The organism is uncultured Ruegeria sp. (assembly GCF_947497005.1).
Taxonomy (GTDB): domain Bacteria; phylum Pseudomonadota; class Alphaproteobacteria; order Rhodobacterales; family Rhodobacteraceae; genus Ruegeria.
Genome location: NZ_CANMFF010000015.1, coordinates 15,802 through 39,291 on the forward strand (window position 1 = coordinate 15,802; position 23,490 = coordinate 39,291).

Here is a 23,490-nt window from a genome sequence, read left to right on the forward strand (position 1 = left end):
CAGTCACGGAAAGACAAGAATGAATTGGAAGAGCGAAATATTGGCGGCGCAGGAGCGCATCATCAGACATGCGCAAGTGACACCGGTGATCGAGAGTCGAATTCCGGGTTATCCCATAGAGCTGAAGCTGGAGCACATGCAGCACACCGGAAGTTTCAAGGCGCGGGGTGCGTTCAATACGTTGCTCAGCCTGGATGTGCCCAAGGCCGGTGTCGTGGCCGCATCCGGTGGCAATCACGGTGCAGCCGCGGCTTTCGCGGCGCAGGCGCTGGGCTATCCGGCCAAGATTTTCGTGCCCGAGCTGGCGGGCGCATCCAAGATTGCATTGATCCGGCAAACCGGCGCGGACCTGAGCGTTGTATCCGGCGAATACGCCAACGCGTTGACACAAGCACAGGCGCATGAGGCTGAAACCGGAGCGATGCAGATTCACGCCTATGACGCGCCAGCCACGGTGGTTGGGCAGGGGACTTGTTTTGCGGAATGGGACGCGCAGGGTCTGCAGGCAGACACGGTTCTGGTCGCTGTTGGCGGTGGTGGGCTGATCGCAGGGGCTTTGGCGTGGTTCAACGGTGCACGCAAGGTTGTGGCGGTCGAGCCCGAAACCTCTTGTGCGTTGAATGCCGCTTTGCTTGCTGGCGAACCTGTGGATGTTTCGGTTTCCGGGATTGCTGCAAATGCGCTGGGCGCGCGAAGAATCGGGCAGATTTGTTTTGATCTCGCGCAAGACATGAGTTCGATTCTGGTGTCGGATGACGCCATCGCGGCGGCGCAAAAGACGCTGTGGCAGGCGCATCGCATTCTGGTGGAACCAGCGGGTGCAACCGCGTTGGCGGCGCTGACTTCGGGCGTGTACCAACCTGAGCCGGATGAACGCGTGGCCGTTCTGGTTTGCGGTGCGAATATTGCACCGGATCCGTTAGCAGGGTGAATTATCGGCTTGTGGATGGGCAGAGTGGATTTTATCTATAATTCATGAGTGCTACGATTTCCGACACGATTTACCAAAACCTCAGCCAGCAAATCATCACCGGAGAGTTGGGCGCCGGGGAAAAGCTGCGGCAAGACCACATTGCCCGCACTTTCGACACCAGCCATGTTCCGGTGCGTGAAGCCTTGTTGCGGCTTGAGGCGCATGGGTTGGCCCGGCACGAGCCGCGCCGGGGAATGCGGGTCACCGCGCTGGACCCGGCCGAGGTGCGTGAGGTGATCGAAATGCGCGTGGCGTTGGAAACGTTGGCGCTGCAGCAATCTGTGCAGAATATGTCGCCTACAGCATTGGAAAAGATCGATAATGCGCGAATCGCCTGTGACAAGGCGCAGTCAATGCCGCAATGGGAAGCTTTGAACAGAGCGTTCCATCGCGCCATCCTGACACCTTGTGGGCTGCCCCGTCTTTTACACACAATCGATGACCTTCATATTGCAAGCGCGCGCCATCTGTTCGCGCATTGGCGGTCGAAGTGGGCGCAGCGGGTGGATACCGACCACGCAGCCCTCGTGCAGGCGCTCAAACGCAAGGATCTGGCCACGTCATCAGCGATTCTGACGCGCCATATCCGGCGCGCCAGCTAATTACCGCCAGGCTCAGCCGCAATCGAGTTCGTCTACGTCGCATTGCGCCATGGGTTCGGCTTTCGTATAGGCCAAATCAACATGAACAGATTCTGTAGGGAGACTCCCCATGTCCAACGCGCAACTTGAAGCCGCCATCGAAGCCGCCTGGGAGGCGCGCGACACAATCACACCCGCCACCGCCGGTGAACAACGCGAAGCGATCGAAGACACGCTAAACGCGCTGGACAGCGGCTCGCTGCGCGTTGCGGAAAAGCAGGAGAGCGGAGACTGGCACGTGAACCAGTGGGCCAAGAAAGCGGTCCTGTTGGGCTTCCGCATCAAGGATATGGAAATCCAGACGGGCGGCCCACAGGACGGGGGTTGGTGGGACAAGGTGGACAGCAAGTTCGCCGGTTGGGGTGAAAACCAATGGCGCTCGGCCGGGTTTCGCGCCGTTCCCAACTGCGTTGTCCGCAAATCAGCCTTTATCGCACCAGGTGTGGTGCTGATGCCGTCCTTCGTGAATCTTGGTGCTTACGTTGACGAAGGCACCATGGTTGATACCTGGGCCACTGTCGGCTCCTGTGCGCAGATTGGTAAAAACGTCCACCTGTCGGGCGGGGTTGGCATCGGCGGGGTGCTGGAGCCAATGCAGGCCGGACCAACCATTATCGAAGACAATTGCTTTATCGGCGCCCGCTCGGAAGTGGTTGAAGGCTGCATCGTCCGCGAAGGCTCGGTTCTGGGAATGGGTGTGTTCATAGGCAAATCCACCAAAATTGTGGATCGCGAAACAGGTGAAGTCACGTATGGCGAAGTACCGCCCTATTCGGTTGTCGTTGCAGGCTCGATGCCATCCAAAAACAACGTCAGCCTGTATTGTGCGGTGATCGTGAAGCGGGTGGATGAAAAAACTAGGTCGAAAACCGGCATCAACGAATTGCTGCGTGACTGATCGTTCGGAATGAACAGAAAGGCCGGAGCAATTTTGCTCCGGCCTTTCTGTTTTCTGGGGTATCGCACAAGGCGATACCCGAGACTTGGTCGTATTCAGCGCTGAGATATGGCGAACCTCAAGAGACCACCGTTAGTGGGTTAGCGGTTTTCGCTCTGCATCGCGTCAACTTCAGAGTCTCCTGCGTTAGTTTCTGTGCCACCGCCTTCGGTTTCGCCACCGCCTCCGGTTTCGCCACCGCCTCCGGTTTCGCCACCGCCCTCGGTTTCACCACCGCCTTCGGTTTCGCCACCGCCTTCGGTTTCGCCACCGCCTTCGGTTTCGCCACCGCCTTCGGTTTCGCCACCGCCCTCGGTTTCGCCACCGCCTTCAGATTCGCCACCGCCTCCGGTTTCGCCACCGCCTTCGGTTTCGCCACCGCCCTCGGTTTCACCACCACCTTCCTGAGCGTATGCTGCACCCACCGTTACAAAAGACAAGACAGCGACAGCAGGTACGCCGGAAAGCGCAATCACACTTGCAGTTGTCATCATTAGTCTGGACAAAGCACTCATCCTAATTCTCCTGTTTCAAAATGGCCTTCGCAGTGGCACCACCGTAAAGCTGGCCTCGCCATGCTTTTGTGAAAGGCTGGTAATGCGCCGAAGCCAGCGGGAAATGGCCATAAATGAGGCGAAAATGTGGCGAAAATGTGCCCGATTCAACTCAGAGAATGGCGGTGAAACGCTTCTCAATTTTGAGTGGAAATCAAGGATCGAAATTTACTGAGTCGCTTTGTTCCTGCATTGCTTCAGAAGCCCAATGCCTCAGCGCAACGGCCTGCTTTATGGTAAAGCCAAACTCAGAGTCAGGATTTACGGAACCGGTTGACCCTTCAAAATACCGCGCGTAAGGCAAGGTCTATGGAAAAGCAAAAGAAACCCTCGCGTCAGCAAGTCTATACCCTTCTGGTCCAGATCGGTCGCAAGGATGGCGACGGGTTGCCCGAAGGCGCGACTGGTGCAGCACTGATGTGTTTTGCCAGTGGTGTAGATGAAGCCGAGGCGGTGCGCGAGACGGTGGCTATTCTGAAGCAGGCCGACACCGCACCTCTGGATGTCACGGGATACGGAACACTGGCCGAACGCGAGGCGCAAGGTCACGATATCGAACCGGACGAACGGGCACTGATGCAGCGTGCGCTGGATGAAAATGCGGTTATCGTGGCGCAGATGACGCCGTTCTTCGGAGACGAGGCGCAGGCCTAGTTCCGCATGCCGAACCACTTGCGGTAGATCTCTTCATAAGTTCCATCTTCGCGCAGTGAAAGCAGAGCCTGATTTACGTCCTCAACCAGAGGCGACCCGGTCGGAAAAGCGATACCGTAGTTTTCGCGCAGGAAAACGCCGCCTGTCATTGATGCGATCCGCCGCCCTTCATGGGCCGCGTAATAAGACAGGATCGGCGCATCGAATACCACCGCATCAAGGTCCTTGGCCTGGAAGGCGTCCAGCATCTGATTCAACCCGGAATAACCGGTGAATTCGATCTCACGCCGGCCCAGAAAGCTGGCCGCAGTCGAATCCGAGATGGTTCCGACATTCTTGCCATACAGATCGTTCACTGAATTCACACTGCCCGTGATCGCGTCCACGGTCATGACCGACGTGATGCGGGCTGTGAAAACCGATACGATGAACAGTGATGAAACGACCAGAACAACGCCCAGAAGCCGACCGAAGGGCGTGCGGGGCATTCTTTCTTCGAACCCGCCATTCACAACAAGGTTCAGTGCCCACCAGAAGGAAGGAAACCACGCCTCGTTCAGTTTGCGGTCGAAATAGGGTTGGGCGCGGCGCTCAAAGCTCCACATCATCATGCCGCCGCCCAGCAGGATGGCAAAAGCCAGACCGATGGCGATGAACAGTTCCTTGGACAATAGCGCATGCAGCAAGGATGGCTGACGGGCGGCCTCGGATGGCACCATGATCTGCAAGCCTGCCTCAAAGATCGGCTGGGTGAAATCCATCTGCGTTTCCCGCAGGGCAGTGATCGAGATATTGGCAACGGCAAGATCTGCAGATCCATCCTGCACCGCGTCCAGCATGTCCGAGAACGCATCCACGCGATTGACCGTGTACTCCCAGTTCAGAGACTCGGCCAGCGCGGCCAGCAAATCCATCGAGAAGCCGGTTTCAGCGCCGTCCTCCACATAGGAAAACGGGGGACGAGTCACCGTAGTGACCGAAAGGGACTGTGCCAGGCTCTGCTGTGCAATGACGGCGAAAGTCAGGCAGATCAGTGCGAAGAAAGCGCGCTTCATATTCAATTCACCTGTTTCGCGGCCCTGTAACGCGATTGTGCTGTGGGCAGCAAGATGGTCGCTGGGTAAACTACTATGATTTATTGGGGTCTCGCTTTGACATCTTCTCAATCCGGTTGGCGATTTATTTGCGGATTGGGGTTGGAAAACCGGCCAATTCGTTGAATCTGTGCACGAACCCGCGAAAGACACTGTTCCAGAGGCCAATACATGACCGATCCCGTTCAATTGACAGCCGATCTGATCCGTTGCCCATCGGTCACACCTGAAGAAGGCGGCGCGCTGGTCTTACTCGAGTCGGTTTTGTCGGATGCGGGGTTCGAATGCGCGCGTGTCGACCGTGGTGGCATCAGCAACCTGTTCGCACGATGGGGCCAGAAATGCCACGCGCGCAGTTTCGGTTTTAATGGACATACCGATGTTGTTCCGGTCGGCGACGAAGCTGCCTGGACTATGCCGCCCTTCGGGGCCGAAGTGCGGGATGGCGTGATGTATGGGCGCGGCACAACCGATATGAAATCGGGGGTTGCGGCTTTTGCGGCTGCCGCGATGGATTTCGTACGCGATACCCCGCCGGACGGAGCCATTATTCTGACGATCACCGGAGACGAGGAAGGCGATGCGCTGGATGGCACCACCGCCCTGCTGGATTATATGGCCATCGCGGATGAGCGGATGTCGGTCTGTCTGGTGGGTGAGCCCACATGCCCGAACGCGATGGGTGAGATGATGAAGATTGGCCGCCGCGGCTCGATGACTGCGTGGTTTACGGTTACGGGCGTTCAGGGGCATTCGGCCTATCCGCATCGGGCCAAGAATCCTTTGCCTGCTATGGCCCGGCTGATGGACCGGTTGGCGTGTCACGAGCTGGATCATGGTACGGATCATTTTGACGCCTCTACGTTGGCAGTAGTGACCATCGACACCGGAAACACCGCAACCAACGTGATCCCGGCCCAGTGCAACGGAACGGTCAACATCCGTTTCAATGACTTGCATTCCGGGGCCAGCCTGAGTGATTGGTTGCAGTCCGAGGCGGATCAGGTGGCTGCTGAGTACTGCGTCGAAATTGACGCTCGGATCAAGATTTCAGGTGAAAGCTTTCTGACCCCGCCGGGACCGCTGTCGGATCTGGTGGCCAAAGCTGTAGAGGCAGAAACAGGCCTAACACCCGAGCTTTCGACAACTGGCGGTACGTCGGATGCGCGGTTCGTCAAAAACCACTGCCCGGTTGTTGAGTTTGGGTTGGTCGGGCGCACAATGCATCAGGTGGACGAGTGTGTAGAGGTGGCGCAGATCGAACAGCTCAAGTCGATCTACACGCGCATCCTGACAGACTATTTTGCCTGACCCATGCAGCGCACATTGGTGATCATGGTGAAGGAACCGCATCCGGGTCGTGTCAAAACACGGCTGGGGCGCGATATTGGCATGGTTGGCGCGGCTTGGTGGTTCCGGCACCAGGCGCGGTCACTGATCCGTAGGCTGCGCGATCCACGCTGGCAGGTCGTTCTGGCGGTCTCGCCTGATCAGGAAGGGCTGACCAGCCGTGTCTGGCCTGGTGATCTGCCGCGCGCAGCGCAGGGGCGTGGCGATCTGGGCGACCGCATGAGACGGATGTTGCAGGGAATGCCAAAGGGCCCCGTTTGCCTGATCGGTGCGGATATCCCCGGGATTTCGCGCGCCCATATAGCCCGAGCTTTCGATGCGCTGGGGCGTTCTCAGATGGTATTTGGGCCAGCACCAGATGGAGGCTATTGGTTGATCGGAGCGCAGCGTTTTGCTCCCTTGCCACGCGGTTTGTTTCGTGATGTGCGTTGGTCGACTGAACACGCTTTGGCCGACACGCTTGCCTCGATCCCCAACTGTCGTGTGTCCCTTCTGGGCCACCTACGTGATGTGGATACAGTCGCCGATCTGAATACCTGAGGTTTTTTGGTCATGACGCGGTCGCAAACGCGTGCTAGGCCGGACGTATGACTCGCATCCCTACCAAGCAGGAGGTCCTTGACTGGATCTCGGCGAACCCCACCCTGACTTCGAAACGCGATATCGCCAAGGCTTTTGGCATCAAAGGCGCGGATCGGATTGATCTCAAACGTATCCTCAAGGAACTTGAGGCCGAAGGGCATCTGGAAAAGCGCAAGCGCAGCTATCGCGATCCGGATCGCTTGCCGCCGGTCAGCGTCTTGCAGGTAAAAGCTCCGAACGCGGATGGCGACCTGTTCGCGCGCCCACTTGAATGGCACGGCGAAGGGGTCGAGCCCATTGTCCTGATCATAGCCCGCACCAGTGACCCGGCGCTGGGCGAGGGTGATCGCATTCTGGCCCGTTTGACCGTCGTACATGAGGAAGACCACAACTACGAAGCGCGCCTGATCCGCCGTATTGGGACGAACCCGCGCAAGATCGTGGGTATCTTCCGCAAAGGAGCCGAAGGCGGACGGATTGTTCCAATCGACAAGGCGGGCCAAACTGAATGGCTTATCGATGACGGGGCCGTGCTGGGCGCCAAAGACGGAGAACTGGTCGAGGCGGAACAGGCTGGTCCCAAGAACCGCATGGGCCTGCCACGCGCGCGAATTGTTGAACGCTTGGGCGATCCGACAGCACCTAAGGCGGTGTCACTGATCGCGATCCATCAACACGGTATCCCGGATGATTTTCCGGACAAGGTGATCGCAGAGGCCGACAAGGCCAAACCCGTTGGCCTGAATGGGCGAGAAGATTTGCGGGATATGCCGTTGCTTACCATCGACCCCTCGGATGCGCGCGATCATGACGATGCCTGCTATGCCCATGCCGATGACGATCCCAAAAACCCAGGCGGGCATGTGGTCTGGGTCGCTATTGCCGATGTCGCAGCCTATGTGCAGCCGGGCACCGCGCTGGATCGTGAGGCACGCAAGCGTGGCAATTCCAGCTATTTCCCTGATCGAGTGGTGCCGATGCTGCCGGATCGACTGTCGGGTGATTTGTGTTCGCTGCACGAAGGCGTGCCGCGTGCCTGTATCGCCGTACGGATGCAGGTCAACGCAGACGGTAACAAAATCGGCCACCGGTTCGTGCGGGGCCTGATGCGCTCTGCCGCTTCGCTGAACTATGCCGAGGTGCAGGAAGCCATTGACGGCACCCCGAACGACCGAACAGGGCCGTTACTGGAGGCAGTGCTTAAACCGCTTTATGCGGCATACACTGCGCTGAAAAATGCGCGGTCAGTGCGACAGCCTTTGGAACTGGATCTGCCAGAGCGCAAGATTGTGCTCAGCGAAACAGGCGAGGTCGAAAGCGTCGCCTTTCGTGACCGGCTGGATGCGCACAAACTGATCGAGGAGTTCATGATCCTCGCCAACGTGGCCGCAGCCGAGACCCTGATCGCCAAGCGTCGCCCGCTTTTGTTCCGTGTGCACGAGGAACCGGCACCTGAGAAGCTGGAAAGCTTGCGGGAAACGGCGCAGGCGGCGGGGTTGAATCTGGCCAAAGGGCAGGTGCTGCAGACCCGTCATTTGAACGCGCTGCTGAATGCCGCCGCCGGAACTGAAGATGCTGAATTGATCAACCTCAGTACGTTACGATCGATGGCTCAAGCGTACTACAACCCCGAGAACTTCGGCCATTTCGGTTTGGCGCTGCGTAACTACGCGCATTTCACCTCACCCATCCGGCGCTATGCCGACCTGATCGTGCACAGGGCGCTTATCTCGGCCCATGGCTGGGGCAAGGACGGGTTGACCGAGGACGAAATCGCCCGGCTTGAAGAGACTGCAACGCATATCTCGGATACCGAACGCCGCTCGATGATGGCCGAACGCGATACAACCGACCGCTATCTGGCCGCATTTCTGAGCGAGCGTGTGGGCAACGAGTTTACCGGACGGATCAGCGGCATTGCCCGGTTCGGGGCCTTTGTGAAAATGGATGAAACCGGCGCAGATGGGCTGGTTCCAGTACGCTCGCTGGGGCGCGAATTCTTCCATTTCGACCGGGAGGCGGGGACGCTGATGGGTTCGGATACCGGGCTGATCATTGCGATAGGTCAGCGCGTCACCGTGCGGCTGACCGAGGCAACGCCAGTGACGGGTGGGTTGGAACTGGAACTGTTGTCCATCGACGATCAGGCCCTGCCGCGTGGACGCGGGTCAAAAGGACGACCGACGCGGCGCAAAGCAATCAGCACCAAGCGCAAGAAAGACAAAATCAAGCGCAAGGTTGAACGCAAACGCCGTCAGAGGTGATAAGTCAGCGCCCGGGCAATCAACCAACCATGTCGGGTGTGGTCAATCTGGCTTGGGTCATCGAACAAGATGGCCCGATTGCCGTCGATCCGATCCTCGCCCGGAAAAGCTGAGGTGAAATCACCCATCAACCGGCTTTGGCAGTGTACAAACAACGCGAATGCCGCGGACTTGTGGGCCCCAAGCCGGATTGTTGATCCTTTGGGGGCAAGATAGGCGGGCTGGCCCCAGCGCAACTCTTCTCGCAATGGATGAGCGGTGGGCAGAGATGCCGCCGTGTCAAAGATCAGATCACGAAGCGCAAAGGCCCCCGCGCGTGTTTGCGGGGGCAGGGCCTCAAAAGCTGAGGCAACCGAGGGATCATCAAAGGGTCTCAAACGGGAATCGCCTTTTCCATCCGGTCCACGTAACTGTTTAGCAGGTTATCTTGTTTGATGCGGCGCGTCAGGGGCGTATCTGCCGGTGTTGCGCGCATGGCGGCCAGCATTGGTCCGATGCTCATATCCGCCGATGTCAGTCGCTCCCCAAGCAGGAAAGGAGATTGCCATAGATAGGCTGAGATCGCCTCGAGATCGCGTTCGATCCGATCCAGTCGTTCGGGCAACGAAAACCGTCCGATCCCTTGTGACGTGATCCCTTTCAGAACAGATTTTCGGATCGCGTTGGACGCTGGTTTTCGGATCAGGGCCGGTATCTCTGTGAAAAAGGTTTCACGCAGGATCGGCCACACGTCATCATTGCCCCAACGATCCAGAACGATGTGGAAATACAGGTGTTCTTCGGCCATACGCACCAGGGCCCGGGACTGAGCCTTTTCAACATCCGTAAGCCCCTGGTCGAAATTCGCGCCCTGTTGTTCCAGCCAATCACGGATCAGATCGCTGTCTGGAACCAAGTGCTCGGGCGTGCGCAGAACCGGCAATTTCTGATGCGGCATCTTTCGGGGATCAAGCATATCCGAACGCTGCCAGGTCTGGCCGGAGTGCTGCAGCATCAAGGCTGACTTGACGCAAAACGGGCTGGCGCTGAACAGGCCGAAGGCGGAAGGATAGGTGAGAAGGGTCAGCATCATGTGGCTCCGTGGTTTGGGGATGCCAGATGAGTAATCCTTCTTAATGACAGTTTCTGTCATTAGGTTTAAACTACGTTACACCATGTCTCGCACCGCCCGATTGTTCCAATTGATGCAAGCTTTGCGTTCCGGCCCCTCGCCCAGAACGTCCGAGCAGCTGGCGCAGGATTTGGGTGTTTCCGGCCGAACAATTCATCGGGATATTGACGCCTTGCGTGGATTGGGTGCCGTCATCGACGGCGAGGCGGGGTTTGGGTTTACCCTGATCGAGGATGCGACCTTGCCCCCTTTGGGGTTTACCGATGATGAGCTTGAGGCTTTGGTTCTTGGCCTGCGGGAAGTTCAGGTGATTGGCGATCCGTCCCTGTCGGATGCTGCCGGTTCGGCCCTTCGAAAATTGCAGGGAAGATTGCCGCAGCGCCAATCCCATCGGCTTAGCCACGCCGTATTGGCGGCCACACGATTTAATCGCCCGCCTGAGCCAACGATAGATGTGGCCTCGTTGCGGCAGGCGACATGGGATGAGCGCGCGATAGAGTTTTCGTACATAGATGCGAAGGGCGATGCCACGCGCAGGCGCGTTAATCCGCTGAGCATCGTTTACATGGACCGGTCCAGCGTGCTGCTGAGTTGGTGTCACCTAAGGCGGGATTTTCGTGTCTTTCGATTGGATCGTATGCAGGACATGTCTGTTACGGATCAAAGCTTTCGGCCAAACCGCGTGCCTATGTTGCGCGAGGTCTTGGCGCGTATCCGCGCGGATCGCGAAGCACAAGAGCGCGAGGCGGACGTCTGAGCGCTTTGTGATTTGTCGATTTTGCGCTACCCTGAGGTTGAGCAGTAATCAGGAAATTTCGGAATGCGAAAATGCGTAGGCGGCATCATGACCGTCGCATTGTGGGCATCCATGGTGCAGGCGGACACGACAGAAAACACGAAAATGGGCGGACAGTGGAACATCGCGGGAAACGATACAGCTGGCTTCGGCGGATGTGACGGTATCGATCCGTCCGGTCCCGCGTCCGGCGGTTGAGGCCTTGCGGGTGTCTGCGGCAGCGACCGCACGGTTTCAGGTCTGGCTCGGTGCGTTTCAGGAACGCGCGCGGCAGCAGGGCATATCGCGAACAACGCTGAACATGGTGTTTTCGGACGTAACCTTTGACGAGGATGTACTGAAACGAGACAGAAATCAGGCCGAATTCTCGAAACCGATCTGGGAGTATCTAGATTCCGCAGTCTCGGAAACACGCCTGTCGAACGGGCGTGCCGCCATGCAACGACATCGGCAGGTGTTGCAGCAAATTGAGGCTGAATATGGCGTTGAAAAGGAAGTGGTCACGGCAATCTGGGGGTTGGAAACATCTTTCGGTTCTTACCGTGGCAGCAACCGGACGCTGAGCTCCTTGGCGACGCTGGCCTTTGATGCGCGGCGGGCGCAGTTCTTTGAAACGCAGTTGATCGCCGCCCTGCAGATCGTGCAGGCAGGCGATGTCAGCGCCGGAAATATGCTGGGCAGCTGGGCCGGCGCAATGGGCCATACGCAATTCATGCCGACCTCATATCTGGATCATGCGGTTGATTTCGATGGGGATGGGAGACGGGACATCTGGTCGGACGATCCGACGGACGCGCTGGCCTCGGCGGCGTCTTATCTGGCACAGCACGGTTGGACCAAGGGGCAGCCGTGGGGCGTCGAAGTGCGTTTGCCTGCCGAGTTCGATTATGCGGCGGCCCGTCGTGAATTTACCCTGCTGCCGTCTGAATGGGCCGCACGTGGTGTGGTTGCCCGGAATGGCAAAACCGTACCGGATCATGGGGAGGCTGCGGTTCTGCTTCCGGCAGGCGGGCAGGGCGTGGCGTTGATGATTTTTGACAATTTCAGCGTGATCGAGGCGTATAACGGGGCCGACGCCTATGTGATCGGCATCGGACATCTATCCGACCGGCTTGTGGGTGGAAAACCGTTTCAGTCCGGCTGGCCGCGAGGTGATCGGGTGCTGAGTTTTTCAGAGAAACGGGAATTGCAAACCCGCCTGACCAATGCCGGGTTCGATACAATGGGTATCGACGGGCGCACCGGGCCGAACACTATCAATGCGGTTCGTGCGTATCAGCTGACGCAAGGCTTGGTGCCGGATGGGTATCCAACTGCGGAGCTTTTGGAGCGACTTCGGTAGAAAAAAGGCGATCCAAGCGGGTCGCCTTTCATTTTAAGAAATCGCTGATTTCAGGAGGCGGCTTTCATCAACCCCTGTTTGATGATCTCGGCCTGAGCTTCGTCCAGAGATTTGTGGATCCGCACGAACATTTCGTCGATATCCGCGGGGGTCAGGATCAGCGGCGGCGAAATGATCAACCGATCGCCCACATGGCGCATGATCAGATTGTTGGCGAAACACCGGTCACGGCAGATATAGCCAATGGTGCCGGGCTCGGACGCGAACTTGGCCCGGCTGGCTTTGTCAGGGGTCAGTGCGATAGATGCCATCATACCGACGATCTTTGCCTCGCCAACCAACGGGTGATCAGCCAATGCCTCCCACTTTTCTTTCAGGTAAGGGGCGGCAACGTCGCGCACATGCTCAACGATCTTCTCTTCTTCGAGGATGCGCAGGTTCTCCAGCGCCACAGCAGCAGCGACCGGATGGCCGGAATAGGTGTACCCGTGATTGAACTCGGTCCCGCCGATCACCTCGGCGATCTCGTCATTCACGATGGATCCACCGATCGGTGCATAGCCCGAGCTGAGGCCTTTAGCGATGGTCATGATATGGGGCTTGATGCCCACGGTTTCTGATCCGAACCAGTTGCCTGTCCGACCAAAACCGCAGATCACTTCGTCGGCAATCAGCAAGATATCGTATTTGTCACAGATACGCTGAATTTCGGGCCAGTACGTATCCGGCGCAACGATCACACCGCCTGCGCCCTGAACAGGTTCGGCGATAAAGGCCGCAACACGGTCTTCGCCTAGTTCCTGAATGGCCTCTTCCAGCTCGCGGGCACGGGCCAGACCGAATTCTTCGGGTGACATGTCGCCGCCTTCGGCCCACCAGTTGGGCTGGTTGATGTGGTGGATATTTGGGATCGGAATGCCGCCCTGCGCGTGCATTCCCGCCATGCCACCCAATGAGGCCGACCCCACGGAAGAGCCGTGATAAGCATTGTGGCGGCTGATGATGATGTTCTTGTCCGGCTGACCCTTCTCGGTCCAATAGGTGCGCACCAGACGAATGTTGGTATCGTTGGCTTCTGACCCGCCGGCCGCGAAAAAGACATGGTTCAGGTCGCCCGGCGCCAGCTCGGCAATCTTCGCGGCCAGTGCAATGGCCGGAACGTGTGTCGTTTTGAAGAATGTATTGTAATAGGGCAACTCGCGCATTTGGCGCGCAGCGACATCAGCCAGCTCATCTCGGCCGTAACCGATATTGACGCACCAAAGACCTGCCATCGCATCCAGAATTTCCTCGCCTTCGCTGTCGGTCAGGTAAACGCCATCGGCGCGTGTGATCACGCGTGCTCCTTCCTGCCCCAGCGCACCATTGGCCGAGAAAGGATGAATGTGATGCGCCGCATCCAGCGCCTGCAACTCGGCGGTCGGCATATGGTTGGTGATGGTGGACATCGGGGAATCTCCTACGAAAAAGCAGTTGGTGATCACAATATGATCAAATTCTTTCCTGTCAATCGAATCACGTTGCGCTAGTCCGAGGTCAAAGCCTCTGCGATCAGTTCCATGCCCTGTTCGATGTCTTGTGCGGTTGCTTTGGCCACTTTTTCGGCATCGCAGTTGCGCAGCGCGGCGATGATGTCCTTGTGCCGATCCGGAAGGCTCTGCGTACCGAAACGCCCGCAGACGACACGCAAGGACGGTCCAAACCTGAGCCACAGTCTTTCAGCAAGGTCGCTAAGTATCGGAGCGTTTGCATGTGAATAAAGCGTTTCGTGAAAGGCCTGGTTCAATCGAAGGTAGCCGCCCACATCACCATCAGCGATCATGCGGTCCAAACGCCGGTCGATGCGTTCGAGGCGGTCAATATCTTCGGTCTGCAAGTTCGCCGTTGCTCGTTTCGAAAGCTCTGATTCTATTGAAATTCTGGCAAAGATCATCTCTGCGATGTCGCCTGTGGAGAGCAAGGGTACGCTGACACGGCGATTGCCCTGGAACACCAGGGCACCATCCGAGATCAACCGGCGGATCGCCTCGCGGACCGGGGTCATTCCGACACCCAGCGAATCAGTCAGCCCCTGGATAGTGACTGGCTGCCCCGGGACCAGTTCCCCAAACAGAATCTGTGATCTGAGTGTTTGGTAAACCTGCTCATGTGCCGGTTGTTTCCCGTTGTCGGCTGGGGGCACGGGCGCCTTATTTTTGATCAAATCCAATTGGTTCATCCTATTTCGACTAACCCTGACTTGTCAGGTGACAGACCTAGTAAAACCATACGCTGGATCGGGGGAAAACGCAAAACTTGATCAAATCCAAAAAAACGGGAAAATACCCGTACACTTGCAGGGAGAAGAAAATGAAAATTAAAACGCTGACCATGACAGCGGTCATCGCATTGGGGACTTCGGCGGCTTTTGCCGAAGAGGTGCGTGTTTACAACTGGTCCGATTACATCGACGAAGAGTTGCTGAGCCAATTCGAAGAAGAGACGGGCCTGACCCTGATCTACGACGTGTTCGACAGCAACGAAGTTCTGGAAACAAAGATGCTGGCCGGAGGCTCGGGCTATGATGTGGTGGTGCCGTCGGGCACTTTCCTGCAGCGCCAGATTCAGGCAGGCGCATTTCAGGAGCTGGATGCGGCCAAACTTTCGAATGCAGGAAATCTATGGGATGTGATCCAGGAACGTACTGCCGGGTATGACCCGAACAACGCCTACTCGATCAACTACATGTGGGGTACAACCGGCATTGGTGTGAACGTAGACAAGGTCAAAGAAGCCCTGGGTGATGACGTGGCCCTGAACAGCATGGACTTGGTTTTGAAACCAGAGAACATGGAAAAGCTGGCCTCGTGTGGCGTCCATTTCCTGGATGCACCAGCCGAAATGATACCGATGGCCTTGCAATACATCGGCGAGGACCCCGACAGTCACGATCCGGATGTGATCAAGAAGGTCGAAGAAGTTCTCACGAGCGTCCGCCCCCATATTCAGAAGTTCCACAGCTCTGAATACATCAACGCGCTGGCGAATGGCGATATTTGTGTGGCGGTAGGTTGGTCCGGTGACATTCTACAGGCTCGTGACCGTGCGGCCGAAGCGGATAACGGCGTGGAAATCGAATACTACGCTTTCGCAGAAGGTTCGCTGATGTGGTTCGACCAGATGGCGATTCCTGCGGATGCTCCAAATCCCGAGGGCGCACATAAGTTTCTGAACTTCATTTTGGACGCCAACAACATGGCGGCCGCATCGAACTACGTCTACTACGCCAATGGCAACAAGGCCTCGCAAGAGCTTCTTGAAGAGGATGTGATTGGGGATCCGGCGATCTATCCGGATGATGCGACCATGCAAAACCTCTATATCACAACGCCATACCCAGCGAAAACACAGCGTGTCGTGACCCGTATGTGGACCAAGATCAAATCGGGCACCTGATCCGATTTGTCCCGGCAAGGCGGTCACACCGCCTTGCCCCTTTTTTCAGATTGTCGAACGGGGGCCGTTTTGAACTCTGACGTCTTTGCGCCATGGGATGACCCACAGGCGAAACCCTTGATCCAGTTCCAGAATGTAACCAAGAGATTTGGTGAATTCACGGCGATCGACAACCTGTCGCTGGATATTTTTGAACGCGAGTTTTTTGCCCTGCTTGGTCCGTCCGGCTGCGGTAAAACAACGATGATGCGGATGCTGGCCGGGTTCGAAACTCCGACCGAAGGCCATATTCTGCTGGGTGGGCAGGATATCGACCCGATCCCGCCGAACAAACGGGCCGTGAACATGATGTTCCAGTCCTATGCTCTGTTCCCGCATCTCAGTGTCTGGGAAAACATCGCCTTTGGACTGCGCCGGGACAACATGCCCAAGCACGATCTGGAGGAACGTGTGGAAGAGATGCTGCGCCTGACCCGGCTGGAACAATTTGCCCGCCGTAAACCGCACCAGATCTCGGGTGGTCAACGGCAGCGCGTTGCGCTGGCGCGTTCGCTGGCCAAAGCGCCCAAGCTATTGTTGCTGGACGAGCCATTGGGGGCACTCGACAAAAAGCTGCGTCAGGACACGCAGTTCGAGCTGATGGATATTCAGGAAAAGACCGGCACCACGTTCGTGATCGTCACCCACGATCAGGAAGAAGCGATGACCGTCGCCAGCCGTGTAGCGGTGATGGATCAGGGCCAGTTGATGCAGGTTTCTACCCCGGATCGGATTTATGAAAACCCTGTTTCGGTTTATGTCGCCGATTTCATCGGAGATGTGAACATCATTGAGGGTCGTGCAGCTCCATCTGGGGAGGACAGTTATCAGATTGATTGGGCCGAAGGTCAGGCCCCTTTAACGGCATCATCGCCCACCGGTTTCTCAAACGGTCAGTCCTGCCATCTGGCGATCCGTCCTGAAAAAGTGACAATCTCTGCCGAACGGCCCAGCGATGCGGTCAACGCCGTTCAGGGCAAAGTTCACGACATTGCCTATCTAGGTAACCTGTCCACCTATTACGTTGAATTAGCAAACGGCATAATCATCAAGGCGCAAACGGCCAATACCCGCCGTATCTCGCGCCGTTCTTTCACTTGGGAAGACCCGGTCTGGCTGTCCTGGACAGCCACGGCTGCGGTTTTGCTGGCCAACTGATGCGCCGCGCCGTTCTGATCGCCATACCTTATGTCTGGCTGCTGGCATTGTTTCTGGTGCCGTTCTTCATCGTTTTGAAGATTTCGCTGTCAGATATCGCCCTCGCCATCCCTCCCTATTCTCCAACTTTGGACCTTTCTGCCGGTTGGGCGGGGATCAAAGAGTTCTTCAGTCAGCTCGATCTTGAGAACTATGTCTGGCTGACCGAGGACGACCTGTATTGGAAGGCATATCTGTCCAGCGTCAAGATCGCATTGATTTCGACCTTCTTTACACTGTTGGTGGGCTATCCAATTGCCTATGGCATGGCCCGCGCGCCTCAGGAATGGCGACCGACGCTGATGATGCTGATTATCCTGCCTTTCTGGACCTCATTTCTGATCCGGGTCTACGCGTGGATGGGTATTCTGTCGAACGAAGGGTACCTCAACCAGATTCTGCTCTGGACAGGCATCATCTCGACCCCGCTAACGATCCTGAATACGTCGACTGCGGTCTATATCGGCATTGTTTACACCTATCTGCCCTTCATGATCCTGCCGATCTATTCGGCGTTGGAACGCATGGACGGGTCGCTGATCGAGGCCGCCGAGGATCTGGGATGTTCCCGTTTTCAAGCCTTCTGGCTGGTGACCATCCCGCTGTCCAAACCCGGCATCATTGCGGGTTGTTTTCTTGTGATGATCCCCGTGATTGGTGAGTTCGTGATCCCTTCGCTTCTGGGTGGTTCAGGCACATTGATGATCGGCAAGGTTCTGTGGGAAGAATTCTTCTCGAACCGTGACTGGCCGGTGGCAAGTGCAGTGGCCATCGTGTTGCTGCTGATCCTGATCATTCCGATCGTACTGTTCCAACGCAACCAGCAAAAACAGGCGGAGGCAGAGGGATGAACAGATTAAGCTGGTTCAACACGGTTTCGCTGACGCTGGGTTTTGCGTTCCTTTACATCCCGATGATCATTCTGATCGTCTTCAGCTTCAACGAAAGCAAACTTGTCACGGTCTGGGCCGGGTTTTCGACTAAATGGTACGGAGAGCTGCTGCAAAACGAGGCGTTTCTAGATGCAGCATGGGTCACGATCCGGGTCGCGGTCTTTTCCTCGACCCTTGCAACCATTCTGGGGACAGCCGCTGCTTATGTGCTAGTCAGAGGTGGGCGTTTCTTTGGCCGGACACTGTTTTCCGGCATGATCTACGCGCCGCTGGTGATGCCCGAAGTGATCACCGGTCTGTCGTTGCTGCTATTGTTCATCGGCATCGGGTTGGATCGGGGCATTTTGACAATTGTTCTTGCCCACACCACTTTCTCGATGTGCTTCGTTTCGGTTGTCGTGTCCTCGCGCCTCATCACCTTTGATCGGTCACTAGAAGAGGCTGCACTGGACCTTGGATGCTCACCCGCGCAGGCCTTCCGGCTTGTTACGCTTCCGATCATCGCCCCTGCCGTGATCTCGGGCTGGTTACTAGCCTTCACCTTGTCGCTAGATGATCTGGTGATTGCGTCTTTCACCTCGGGGCCGTCGGCGACGACCTTGCCGATCAAGATATTCTCGGCTGTGCGCCTTGGTGTCAGTCCGGAAATCAACGCGCTATCCACGATCATGATCGCGGTCGTGACGGTCGGGGTAATCACAGCCTCGCTTGTGACCAAACGTGCGATGGTGCGTCAGCAGCAGGACGAAATGGCCGCTGCGCGCACCGAATGAGGCGGATATATCCCGACTACGCTTATAGCGACGAACCTCGTAACGGCTGTTGGTGGGACGAAACAGGTCCCAGCCCGGATTGGCCAGAGTTTCAGGGTGACCTGAAGGTTGATGTCGCCATCATCGGCGGCGGCTTTACGGGGATGTCCGCAGCCCTGCATCTGGCTGAAAAAGCTTCGGTTGCGGTGTTCGAGGCCGGCCCTCCCGGGTGGGGGGCGTCGGGTCGCAATGGCGGGTTTTGCTGTCTTGGTGGTTCAAAGCTGGGCCATGCGTCCATGGAGCACCGATATGGGCGCGCTGCGGCTCGGGCCTATGCTGGTGCAGAAAAGGATGCTGTGCAGTTGGTTGCCGATTTGTTGGCGCAAAACCAGATCTATGCAGACACCCACTCCAGCGGGGAAACCCAGCTGGCGCATTCCAGAAGGGCTATGGACGTGTTGCGCCGGAATGCAGACGAAACGGGGACCTTGCACGAAGTCCGGGATTTACCAGCACTTGGCTTGGGTGGCGCGTTTCATGGCGGTTACACTTTGCCGATTGGTTTCGCGTTGAATCCCCGTAAGTACCTGTTCGGGATCGCCAAAGCCGCTGAGGCCATGGGCGCACATCTGTTCCAGAACAGCCCGGTTCTGAACATCGAAAAAAAGGTATCCGGCTTTTCGTTGCAGACCAGGGCAGGGCCGGTCAATGCAGGGGCCGTGTTGGTGTGTACGAACGGCTATTCCAGCGAAGATATTCCGCCCTGGATGTCCGGACGATACATGCCTGCACAGTCAACGGTGATGGTCACGCGCCCTCTCAGCCAGGCCGAACAATTGGCGCAAGGCTGGACGTCGGATCAGATGTGTTACGACACGCGCAATCTTCTGCACTATTTTCGCCTGATGCCGGATGGGCGCTTTCTGTTTGGTATGAGGGGCGGTTTGCGATCCTCGGCACGTTCCGAAGCTGCCATTCGCGATAAGGTTCAGCAGGATTTCAAGCGTATGTTCCCGGCATGGGCGACGATCAATGCCACTCATATCTGGTCTGGTCTGGTGTGCCTGTCACGCGCCTTGACACCGTTCGTCGGCTCTGTTCCGGATCAGCCAGGGATGTATGCGGGGTTTGCATATCACGGCAATGGCGTTGCCATGGGCACTTACTGCGGTCGAGCATTGGCGCGGTTGGTTCTGGGGCAGGATGCCGGGTTGCCAAGCCCAATGACGCAAACACCACATCGATTTCCTATGGGCCACTTGCGTCGTGTGCTTATGCCGCCAGCCTACGCCATGATGGCGCTTGCCGACCTGCGATAAGGAAGCTAGTCACAGAATGGCGGTTTCCAGCTTCAACCCTTTCGCATAATCGGGTGCACCGTTTTCAGCACGCCATAGGCAATAGGCCGCCATGCGCCACGCGTACCACGGTTTGAGCTGTTGATAGCGCGCGACTATATCGGATCTGCCATAAGCCGAAAGAAACTGATCTTCCTCTGCCGCCGTCAGCGGAAAGCCGCGGTAGACCACTTGCATTGCCGGAGACAGAAAGAGCGCAAGGTCTTCGCAGGGATCGCCAAGGGCTGGGCATTGCCAGTCGATCAAAGTCAGACCGTCTGCCGAAACCAGGATGTTTCCCGCCACAAGGTCGCCATGGATCAGACAGGTCTGTTCTGTTGGTGCAACGGATATTGAAGGTTGCAGCTCTTCCAGTTTGCCTCGGGCTTCTGACGAGCAGCCCTGCAGAATTCTGTGCCCGTGAGCCCTCAGGTCCGCGCTGCCGTTACTCCCGTAAGGCGCTGGAACAATGATTGAAAGGGAGTGAAGCCTGCACAACAAGTCGCCAACCAGATCTGCCCCCTGTCGCCAGGGTGCGCCGGGGGCGTGGTCATAAAATACCCAGTGAGCTTCATTGTGTTGCCCTGCGGCACGCAGCCTTGGCACAAAACCCGTCGGGCCAAGAGCCGTCAGGCATTGGGCTTCCAACTCCGCATCATTTCGAAACAAGGGATTGCGCAATATCGTGCTGTACAGCTTCAGCACCTTGTCACCATCGCCGCCCAAGATCTTCCACACCCTGTTGGTACGTCCGCCGTACAGGGTTTCGAACTGCGGGCGGGCGCTGACCAATCCTTGCGTATGGAGATGGTCAACCAGATCACGAGGGGGGGCAGAAAGGTCGGGCAGAGCTTGCATCTCTTCTTCTGGGGAGTCGGATTGCCAAGCTTTGGCCCGTCCCACCCGACAGATCAAGCACCAGTTCGGACCGCGGTGATCTGAGTTGCAGGAATCACCTGACCGCCTTGCAAGGTCAATAAAATTGCATCGTCCCCAACCTGTGCTTCGACAACGCGATTGTACGCGGCAACAGATTGCTCAGAGAGCAATTCATCGTTTTTGTAGCTTTCCAGTGCCGCAGAGTAGTTGCCCGATGTCAGTGGGTTGCCCGAGGAATCCAGGCCTGCCCATACAAATTCAATGGACGTCGTAGGTACCGAGACACTGTCGATAACAGTTCCGTCACTGTCGCGGACCACCAGTTTGGTAGAGTCCGCGTCAGGATCGGCCTGAGCAAACATTGTTACTGGCTGGCCGTCAAAGTGAAAGGCCAAGGTCGAGCGGACGTCCATGCCAACCCAGCTTGCAAGTTCGTTCAGATTTATACCGCCCAATGTGTTGGCCAAGGCAGACAACAGATCATTGGTCTGGACTTGTTGTTCGACCATCGAGAACTGCGCCAACTGAGACGCGTATTCGGTAGAATCCATCGGCTCCAACGGATCTTGATTCTGCGCTTGTGCCGTTAGCATCAACAAGAACGTTTCAAAATCCGAAGTAAGTGCAGAACTCTGTGATGCCTCAGCCCTTTGCTGAGACATAACTGACTGCGTGGTATTGACGGGGTTGATCATTGGTCAAAACCTCATGTCGATGCCTCGACCTGAGGCAAGAATTTGTGGAGTGGGACTTGTTTGAGCGACCTGTTCGCCTTGAGCGGACACTGATCGCGAGGCGACGTCGGTTTCCGCGCTATTTGTATCCTGTTCGTGCGTGCCTGAACCCCAAGAGGACCCCAGATCAAAGCTCAGACCGCCGTAACCTGATTTCTGAAATTCTTCCGTGAGAACAGATAAATGGCGACGCATAAGGTCGAGGATTTCCGGACGTTCAGTTGCGATACTCATGTGCAGGCCGTCCTCCCGACCATTCAGCACAATTGACACACGCCCAAGTTCTTCATGGTTTAGCGTGACTTCCATTGCTCCTGATCCGGTCCGAGCCTGAATCGTCGCGGCCAGCTGACCGGCGATTGCACGAGCGACTTCCGCGCGGGCCGCAGTTGATGGAGCCGAAAGTTGAGATGCAGGCTCACGCGAGGTCTGCGGCACAGGTTCGTCCTTAGCGGCGTGCATGGCCTCAACTTCTTGAATCGGCGCTGCGGGTTCGGCTTCGACAGTGGTTGCCATCAGCTGAAGTTGCGCAGCAGATCGTACAAGATCCGGCGCAAGTGTTTTTGACGCAGAGGCGCCCGCTTCCGGGGGCAGTGCCCTTTCAGTGTCTGTGGGAACCAGAGTGGATCCCGTTCCGGTAACCCTTCTGCTTTGCTTGATAAATTGGTCAAACACACGACCGTTTTCGGCTTGGTGTGTCAGTTGCACCGGGTGGGATGCGGTGCCCTGCACGGACTCGTCCAGCGAGTGCGATGACGCCGGGAAGGTCGAGTTTCTTTGTGGAACCAATCCTGAGGGTGGCAATATTTGTGGCTGTTCTGGTGTTTCGAAGGTTTGGAGATTCGCTGTCGCAAGCAGGGAAGGCGTTGATATTGTCCCATCTTTGTAGGGTGGCTCGGTGCTTGCAATGGGGGTTTCTCGTTCGCTCGCCTGTCCTGCTGTTGGGGGGGGGATTGTTGTTGTCGCAGGCTCAGGCGGGGTCACAGCCTCAGCCTCTACCGCAAAATTTAATGCCTCTGAAGCATCAGCAGGCACCGCGTCGTCGGGTGTACCGCCGGGAAGATCCTCTTGCCCAAGGATGTCTTCAAAACTCTCCGAACCGGCTTTCTGACCCGGGCCCTTTTGGGACGTGGCGGGTTTGTCGGTCGCGGTCGGCGTTGCGGCCGCCAGTGTCAAGGGGTTGGGCATCTTGCTCCGGCTCCATGTGTCTGTTCGGAACACTGCCCGCAGGAAGTTACATTTTTTTTAACTGCTTTCGCTTTTGATCGAGAAAGTTCGAAGCAATTTTCGGAGAATACAATGAAGGTTTCGGCTCTGTCTCAGGCGTCTCAATCGTCGCTATCCCAGACTCGGCTCAAAGATGCTGCCATTGAGCTGGAAGCTGCGTTTCTCAGCGAAATGCTGAAGTCGGCCGGGTTCGGCAAAACACGTCAATCTTTTGGCGGCGGCGCAGGTGAAGATCAGTTTTCTTCGCTTCTCGTTCAACATCAGGCGCAACAACTGGCCCGTTCCGGCGGTGTAGGCCTGTCCGAAATTCTACTGAAGTCATTGATGGAGAAAACTGATGTCGTCCGAGGTTGAGGCAACGCTTATCAAGTCTCTGGAAGAAGTGCTGGATCTGGAGCGTGAGGCACTTGTGCAGGGGGATCTGGACCGTTTGTCGAACATGGTGCCGGAAAAAGAGAAGCTGATCGGGGCAATAAACGATCTTCAGGTGCTGGATAGCGAAGAATTAATTCGCGTTCAGCAGAAAGCCGAACGCAATCAGGCGCTGCTGAACAGTGCAGCCGAAGGCATCCGCGCAGTCGCCAGCCGCATGGCTGAACTGCGGCGCGTTCGGCAGGAATTCAGTACCTACGGCGCGGATGGGCAGCGTAGTGAGTTTACGGTGCGCAGCACGGCAAATCTGGAAAAACGGGCATAGGC

The 23,490-nt window shown here is 57.0% G+C and carries 26 protein-coding genes; 17 read left to right on the forward strand and 9 right to left on the reverse strand.

The features are described from left to right. Window positions 1–19: 19 nt before the first annotated feature. The 3 genes from Q0816_RS18830 (at window position 20) to dapD (ending at window position 2,512) form a co-directional block, all read left to right on the forward strand. Entirely contained in the window at window positions 20–931 is a 912-nt protein-coding gene (locus Q0816_RS18830; protein ID WP_298853565.1) for a threonine/serine dehydratase, read from the forward strand. Window positions 932–975: 44 nt separating this feature from the next. Further along, the gene (locus Q0816_RS18835; protein ID WP_298853567.1) at window positions 976–1,575 is read left to right on the forward strand and encodes a GntR family transcriptional regulator; all 600 of its coding nucleotides are present in this window, start codon (window positions 976–978) and stop codon (window positions 1,573–1,575) included. A 109-nt stretch (window positions 1,576–1,684) separates the two neighbouring features. Continuing rightward, a complete protein-coding gene (dapD, locus tag Q0816_RS18840; protein WP_298853569.1) occupies window positions 1,685–2,512 on the forward strand; it encodes a 2,3,4,5-tetrahydropyridine-2,6-dicarboxylate N-succinyltransferase in 828 nt (275 codons plus the stop codon). Between the two features lie 140 nt (window positions 2,513–2,652). On the opposite strand, the gene Q0816_RS18845 is transcribed toward dapD, so the two are convergent. Further along, entirely contained in the window at window positions 2,653–3,066 is a 414-nt protein-coding gene (locus Q0816_RS18845; protein ID WP_298853570.1) for a hypothetical protein, read from the reverse strand. 348 nt (window positions 3,067–3,414) lie between these two features. Here Q0816_RS18845 and Q0816_RS18850 point away from each other — a divergent pair, with 348 nt between their 5' ends. Then, a complete protein-coding gene (locus Q0816_RS18850; protein WP_298853572.1) occupies window positions 3,415–3,759 on the forward strand; it encodes a hypothetical protein in 345 nt (114 codons plus the stop codon). Here Q0816_RS18850 and Q0816_RS18855 read toward each other — a convergent pair. Continuing rightward, complete coding sequence (locus tag Q0816_RS18855; RefSeq protein ID WP_298853574.1) at window positions 3,756–4,814, reverse strand: transporter substrate-binding domain-containing protein; 1,059 nt, start codon at window positions 4,812–4,814, stop codon at window positions 3,756–3,758. The genes Q0816_RS18850 and Q0816_RS18855 overlap by 4 nt on opposite strands. A 210-nt stretch (window positions 4,815–5,024) precedes the next feature. Here Q0816_RS18855 and dapE point away from each other — a divergent pair, with 210 nt between their 5' ends. From dapE to rnr, 3 genes are read left to right on the forward strand one after another with little or no spacing between them, the layout of a single operon-like run. Then, complete coding sequence (dapE, locus tag Q0816_RS18860) at window positions 5,025–6,164, forward strand: succinyl-diaminopimelate desuccinylase (protein WP_298853575.1); 1,140 nt, start codon at window positions 5,025–5,027, stop codon at window positions 6,162–6,164. Between the two features lie 3 nt (window positions 6,165–6,167). Continuing rightward, entirely contained in the window at window positions 6,168–6,743 is a 576-nt protein-coding gene (locus tag Q0816_RS18865) for a TIGR04282 family arsenosugar biosynthesis glycosyltransferase (protein ID WP_298853576.1), read from the forward strand. Between the two features lie 47 nt (window positions 6,744–6,790). Next, window positions 6,791–9,049 (forward strand): ribonuclease R, encoded by a 2,259-nt coding sequence (rnr, locus tag Q0816_RS18870; protein ID WP_298853577.1) that lies wholly within the window; start codon window positions 6,791–6,793, stop codon window positions 9,047–9,049. On the opposite strand, the gene Q0816_RS18875 is transcribed toward rnr, so the two are convergent. Both Q0816_RS18875 and Q0816_RS18880 read right to left on the reverse strand, forming a co-directional pair. Further along, entirely contained in the window at window positions 9,040–9,426 is a 387-nt protein-coding gene (locus Q0816_RS18875) for a DUF1801 domain-containing protein (RefSeq protein ID WP_298853578.1), read from the reverse strand. The two genes, rnr and Q0816_RS18875, sit on opposite strands and share 10 nt — an antisense overlap. Beyond that, a complete protein-coding gene (locus Q0816_RS18880) occupies window positions 9,423–10,118 on the reverse strand; it encodes a glutathione S-transferase family protein (RefSeq protein ID WP_298853579.1) in 696 nt (231 codons plus the stop codon). Before Q0816_RS18880 ends, Q0816_RS18875 begins: the two co-directional genes overlap by 4 nt. Before the next feature lie 85 nt (window positions 10,119–10,203). On the opposite strand from Q0816_RS18880, the gene Q0816_RS18885 reads away from it, so the two are divergent. The 3 genes from Q0816_RS18885 to Q0816_RS18895 all read left to right on the forward strand — a co-directional run bounded on the left by Q0816_RS18885 (window position 10,204) and on the right by Q0816_RS18895 (window position 12,298). Further along, the gene (locus Q0816_RS18885) at window positions 10,204–10,917 is read left to right on the forward strand and encodes a YafY family protein (protein ID WP_298853581.1); all 714 of its coding nucleotides are present in this window, start codon (window positions 10,204–10,206) and stop codon (window positions 10,915–10,917) included. Between the two features lie 63 nt (window positions 10,918–10,980). Next, window positions 10,981–11,154, forward strand: coding sequence for a hypothetical protein (locus Q0816_RS18890; protein ID WP_298853582.1), 174 nt, complete (start codon window positions 10,981–10,983; stop codon window positions 11,152–11,154). Beyond that, the gene (locus Q0816_RS18895) at window positions 11,114–12,298 is read left to right on the forward strand and encodes a lytic murein transglycosylase (protein WP_367180538.1); all 1,185 of its coding nucleotides are present in this window, start codon (window positions 11,114–11,116) and stop codon (window positions 12,296–12,298) included. The genes Q0816_RS18890 and Q0816_RS18895 overlap by 41 nt, the downstream gene beginning before the upstream one ends. Before the next feature lie 50 nt (window positions 12,299–12,348). Here Q0816_RS18895 and Q0816_RS18900 read toward each other — a convergent pair whose 3' ends face one another. Together Q0816_RS18900 and Q0816_RS18905 are read right to left on the reverse strand one after the other, a co-directional pair. Further along, on the reverse strand, window positions 12,349–13,746 hold the full coding sequence (locus Q0816_RS18900) for an aspartate aminotransferase family protein (RefSeq protein ID WP_298853583.1): 1,398 nt from the start codon (window positions 13,744–13,746) through the stop codon (window positions 12,349–12,351). 77 nt (window positions 13,747–13,823) lie between these two features. Next, window positions 13,824–14,507: a GntR family transcriptional regulator gene (locus tag Q0816_RS18905; protein WP_298853584.1), complete on the reverse strand. Its 684-nt coding sequence runs from the start codon at window positions 14,505–14,507 to the stop codon at window positions 13,824–13,826. Window positions 14,508–14,647: 140 nt separating this feature from the next. On the opposite strand from Q0816_RS18905, the gene Q0816_RS18910 reads away from it, so the two are divergent. From Q0816_RS18910 to Q0816_RS18930, 5 genes are all read left to right on the forward strand, one after another. Beyond that, window positions 14,648–15,733: a polyamine ABC transporter substrate-binding protein gene (locus Q0816_RS18910; RefSeq protein ID WP_298853585.1), complete on the forward strand. Its 1,086-nt coding sequence runs from the start codon at window positions 14,648–14,650 to the stop codon at window positions 15,731–15,733. A 69-nt stretch (window positions 15,734–15,802) separates the two neighbouring features. After that, window positions 15,803–16,930, forward strand: coding sequence for an ABC transporter ATP-binding protein (locus tag Q0816_RS18915; protein ID WP_298853586.1), 1,128 nt, complete (start codon window positions 15,803–15,805; stop codon window positions 16,928–16,930). After that, a complete protein-coding gene (locus tag Q0816_RS18920) occupies window positions 16,930–17,820 on the forward strand; it encodes an ABC transporter permease subunit (RefSeq protein ID WP_298853587.1) in 891 nt (296 codons plus the stop codon). The genes Q0816_RS18915 and Q0816_RS18920 overlap by 1 nt, the downstream gene beginning before the upstream one ends. Beyond that, the gene (locus Q0816_RS18925; RefSeq protein ID WP_298853589.1) at window positions 17,817–18,635 is read left to right on the forward strand and encodes an ABC transporter permease; all 819 of its coding nucleotides are present in this window, start codon (window positions 17,817–17,819) and stop codon (window positions 18,633–18,635) included. The genes Q0816_RS18920 and Q0816_RS18925 overlap by 4 nt, the downstream gene beginning before the upstream one ends. Beyond that, the gene (locus Q0816_RS18930; protein ID WP_298853591.1) at window positions 18,632–19,933 is read left to right on the forward strand and encodes an FAD-binding oxidoreductase; all 1,302 of its coding nucleotides are present in this window, start codon (window positions 18,632–18,634) and stop codon (window positions 19,931–19,933) included. Before Q0816_RS18925 ends, Q0816_RS18930 begins: the two co-directional genes overlap by 4 nt. Window positions 19,934–19,942: 9 nt before the next feature. Here Q0816_RS18930 and Q0816_RS18935 read toward each other — a convergent pair whose 3' ends face one another. Genes Q0816_RS18935 through Q0816_RS18945 form a run of 3 tightly spaced genes read right to left on the reverse strand, consistent with a single transcriptional unit; the run spans window position 19,943 to window position 22,752 of the window. Further along, window positions 19,943–20,809, reverse strand: a complete 867-nt coding sequence (locus Q0816_RS18935) for an aminoglycoside phosphotransferase family protein (protein WP_298853592.1) — start codon at window positions 20,807–20,809, stop codon at window positions 19,943–19,945. Window positions 20,810–20,862: 53 nt separating this feature from the next. Continuing rightward, on the reverse strand, window positions 20,863–21,525 hold the full coding sequence (locus tag Q0816_RS18940; RefSeq protein WP_298853593.1) for a flagellar hook capping FlgD N-terminal domain-containing protein: 663 nt from the start codon (window positions 21,523–21,525) through the stop codon (window positions 20,863–20,865). Between the two features lie 3 nt (window positions 21,526–21,528). Next, window positions 21,529–22,752 carry a flagellar hook-length control protein FliK gene (locus Q0816_RS18945; protein WP_298853594.1) on the reverse strand — a complete coding sequence of 408 codons (1,224 nt, stop codon included), beginning with the start codon at window positions 22,750–22,752 and terminating at the stop codon, window positions 21,529–21,531. Between the two features lie 111 nt (window positions 22,753–22,863). Between Q0816_RS18945 and Q0816_RS18950 the strand changes: the two genes are divergently transcribed. Both Q0816_RS18950 and Q0816_RS18955 read left to right on the forward strand, forming a co-directional pair. Then, entirely contained in the window at window positions 22,864–23,145 is a 282-nt protein-coding gene (locus Q0816_RS18950; RefSeq protein ID WP_298853595.1) for a rod-binding protein, read from the forward strand. Further along, window positions 23,129–23,488 (forward strand): flagellar biosynthesis protein FlgN, encoded by a 360-nt coding sequence (locus tag Q0816_RS18955; protein ID WP_298853596.1) that lies wholly within the window; start codon window positions 23,129–23,131, stop codon window positions 23,486–23,488. Before Q0816_RS18950 ends, Q0816_RS18955 begins: the two co-directional genes overlap by 17 nt. Window positions 23,489–23,490: the final 2 nt, after the last annotated feature.

What these genes read in the sequence shown, in the direction of transcription:
- Q0816_RS18835 (WP_298853567.1), top strand. Translation starts at nt 976, where the DNA reads ATGAGTGCTACGATTTCCGACACGATTTACCAAAACCTCAGCCAGCAA.
- Q0816_RS18865 (WP_298853576.1), top strand. Translation starts at nt 6,168, where the DNA reads ATGCAGCGCACATTGGTGATCATGGTGAAGGAACCGCATCCGGGTCGT.
- Q0816_RS18930 (WP_298853591.1), top strand. Translation starts at nt 18,632, where the DNA reads ATGAGGCGGATATATCCCGACTACGCTTATAGCGACGAACCTCGTAAC.
- Q0816_RS18920 (WP_298853587.1), top strand. Translation starts at nt 16,930, where the DNA reads ATGCGCCGCGCCGTTCTGATCGCCATACCTTATGTCTGGCTGCTGGCA.
- Q0816_RS18940 (WP_298853593.1), bottom strand. Translation starts at nt 21,525, where the DNA reads ATGATCAACCCCGTCAATACCACGCAGTCAGTTATGTCTCAGCAAAGG.
- Q0816_RS18850 (WP_298853572.1), top strand. Translation starts at nt 3,415, where the DNA reads ATGGAAAAGCAAAAGAAACCCTCGCGTCAGCAAGTCTATACCCTTCTG.
- Q0816_RS18910 (WP_298853585.1), top strand. Translation starts at nt 14,648, where the DNA reads ATGAAAATTAAAACGCTGACCATGACAGCGGTCATCGCATTGGGGACT.
- Q0816_RS18885 (WP_298853581.1), top strand. Translation starts at nt 10,204, where the DNA reads ATGTCTCGCACCGCCCGATTGTTCCAATTGATGCAAGCTTTGCGTTCC.
- Q0816_RS18900 (WP_298853583.1), bottom strand. Translation starts at nt 13,746, where the DNA reads ATGTCCACCATCACCAACCATATGCCGACCGCCGAGTTGCAGGCGCTG.
- Q0816_RS18880 (WP_298853579.1), bottom strand. Translation starts at nt 10,118, where the DNA reads ATGCTGACCCTTCTCACCTATCCTTCCGCCTTCGGCCTGTTCAGCGCC.
- Q0816_RS18955 (WP_298853596.1), top strand. Translation starts at nt 23,129, where the DNA reads ATGTCGTCCGAGGTTGAGGCAACGCTTATCAAGTCTCTGGAAGAAGTG.
- dapE (WP_298853575.1), top strand. Translation starts at nt 5,025, where the DNA reads ATGACCGATCCCGTTCAATTGACAGCCGATCTGATCCGTTGCCCATCG.
- Q0816_RS18950 (WP_298853595.1), top strand. Translation starts at nt 22,864, where the DNA reads ATGAAGGTTTCGGCTCTGTCTCAGGCGTCTCAATCGTCGCTATCCCAG.
- rnr (WP_298853577.1), top strand. Translation starts at nt 6,791, where the DNA reads ATGACTCGCATCCCTACCAAGCAGGAGGTCCTTGACTGGATCTCGGCG.
- Q0816_RS18845 (WP_298853570.1), bottom strand. Translation starts at nt 3,066, where the DNA reads ATGAGTGCTTTGTCCAGACTAATGATGACAACTGCAAGTGTGATTGCG.
- dapD (WP_298853569.1), top strand. Translation starts at nt 1,685, where the DNA reads ATGTCCAACGCGCAACTTGAAGCCGCCATCGAAGCCGCCTGGGAGGCG.
- Q0816_RS18945 (WP_298853594.1), bottom strand. Translation starts at nt 22,752, where the DNA reads ATGCCCAACCCCTTGACACTGGCGGCCGCAACGCCGACCGCGACCGAC.
- Q0816_RS18855 (WP_298853574.1), bottom strand. Translation starts at nt 4,814, where the DNA reads ATGAAGCGCGCTTTCTTCGCACTGATCTGCCTGACTTTCGCCGTCATT.
- Q0816_RS18925 (WP_298853589.1), top strand. Translation starts at nt 17,817, where the DNA reads ATGAACAGATTAAGCTGGTTCAACACGGTTTCGCTGACGCTGGGTTTT.
- Q0816_RS18890 (WP_298853582.1), top strand. Translation starts at nt 10,981, where the DNA reads ATGCGAAAATGCGTAGGCGGCATCATGACCGTCGCATTGTGGGCATCC.
- Q0816_RS18830 (WP_298853565.1), top strand. Translation starts at nt 20, where the DNA reads ATGAATTGGAAGAGCGAAATATTGGCGGCGCAGGAGCGCATCATCAGA.
- Q0816_RS18935 (WP_298853592.1), bottom strand. Translation starts at nt 20,809, where the DNA reads ATGCAAGCTCTGCCCGACCTTTCTGCCCCCCCTCGTGATCTGGTTGAC.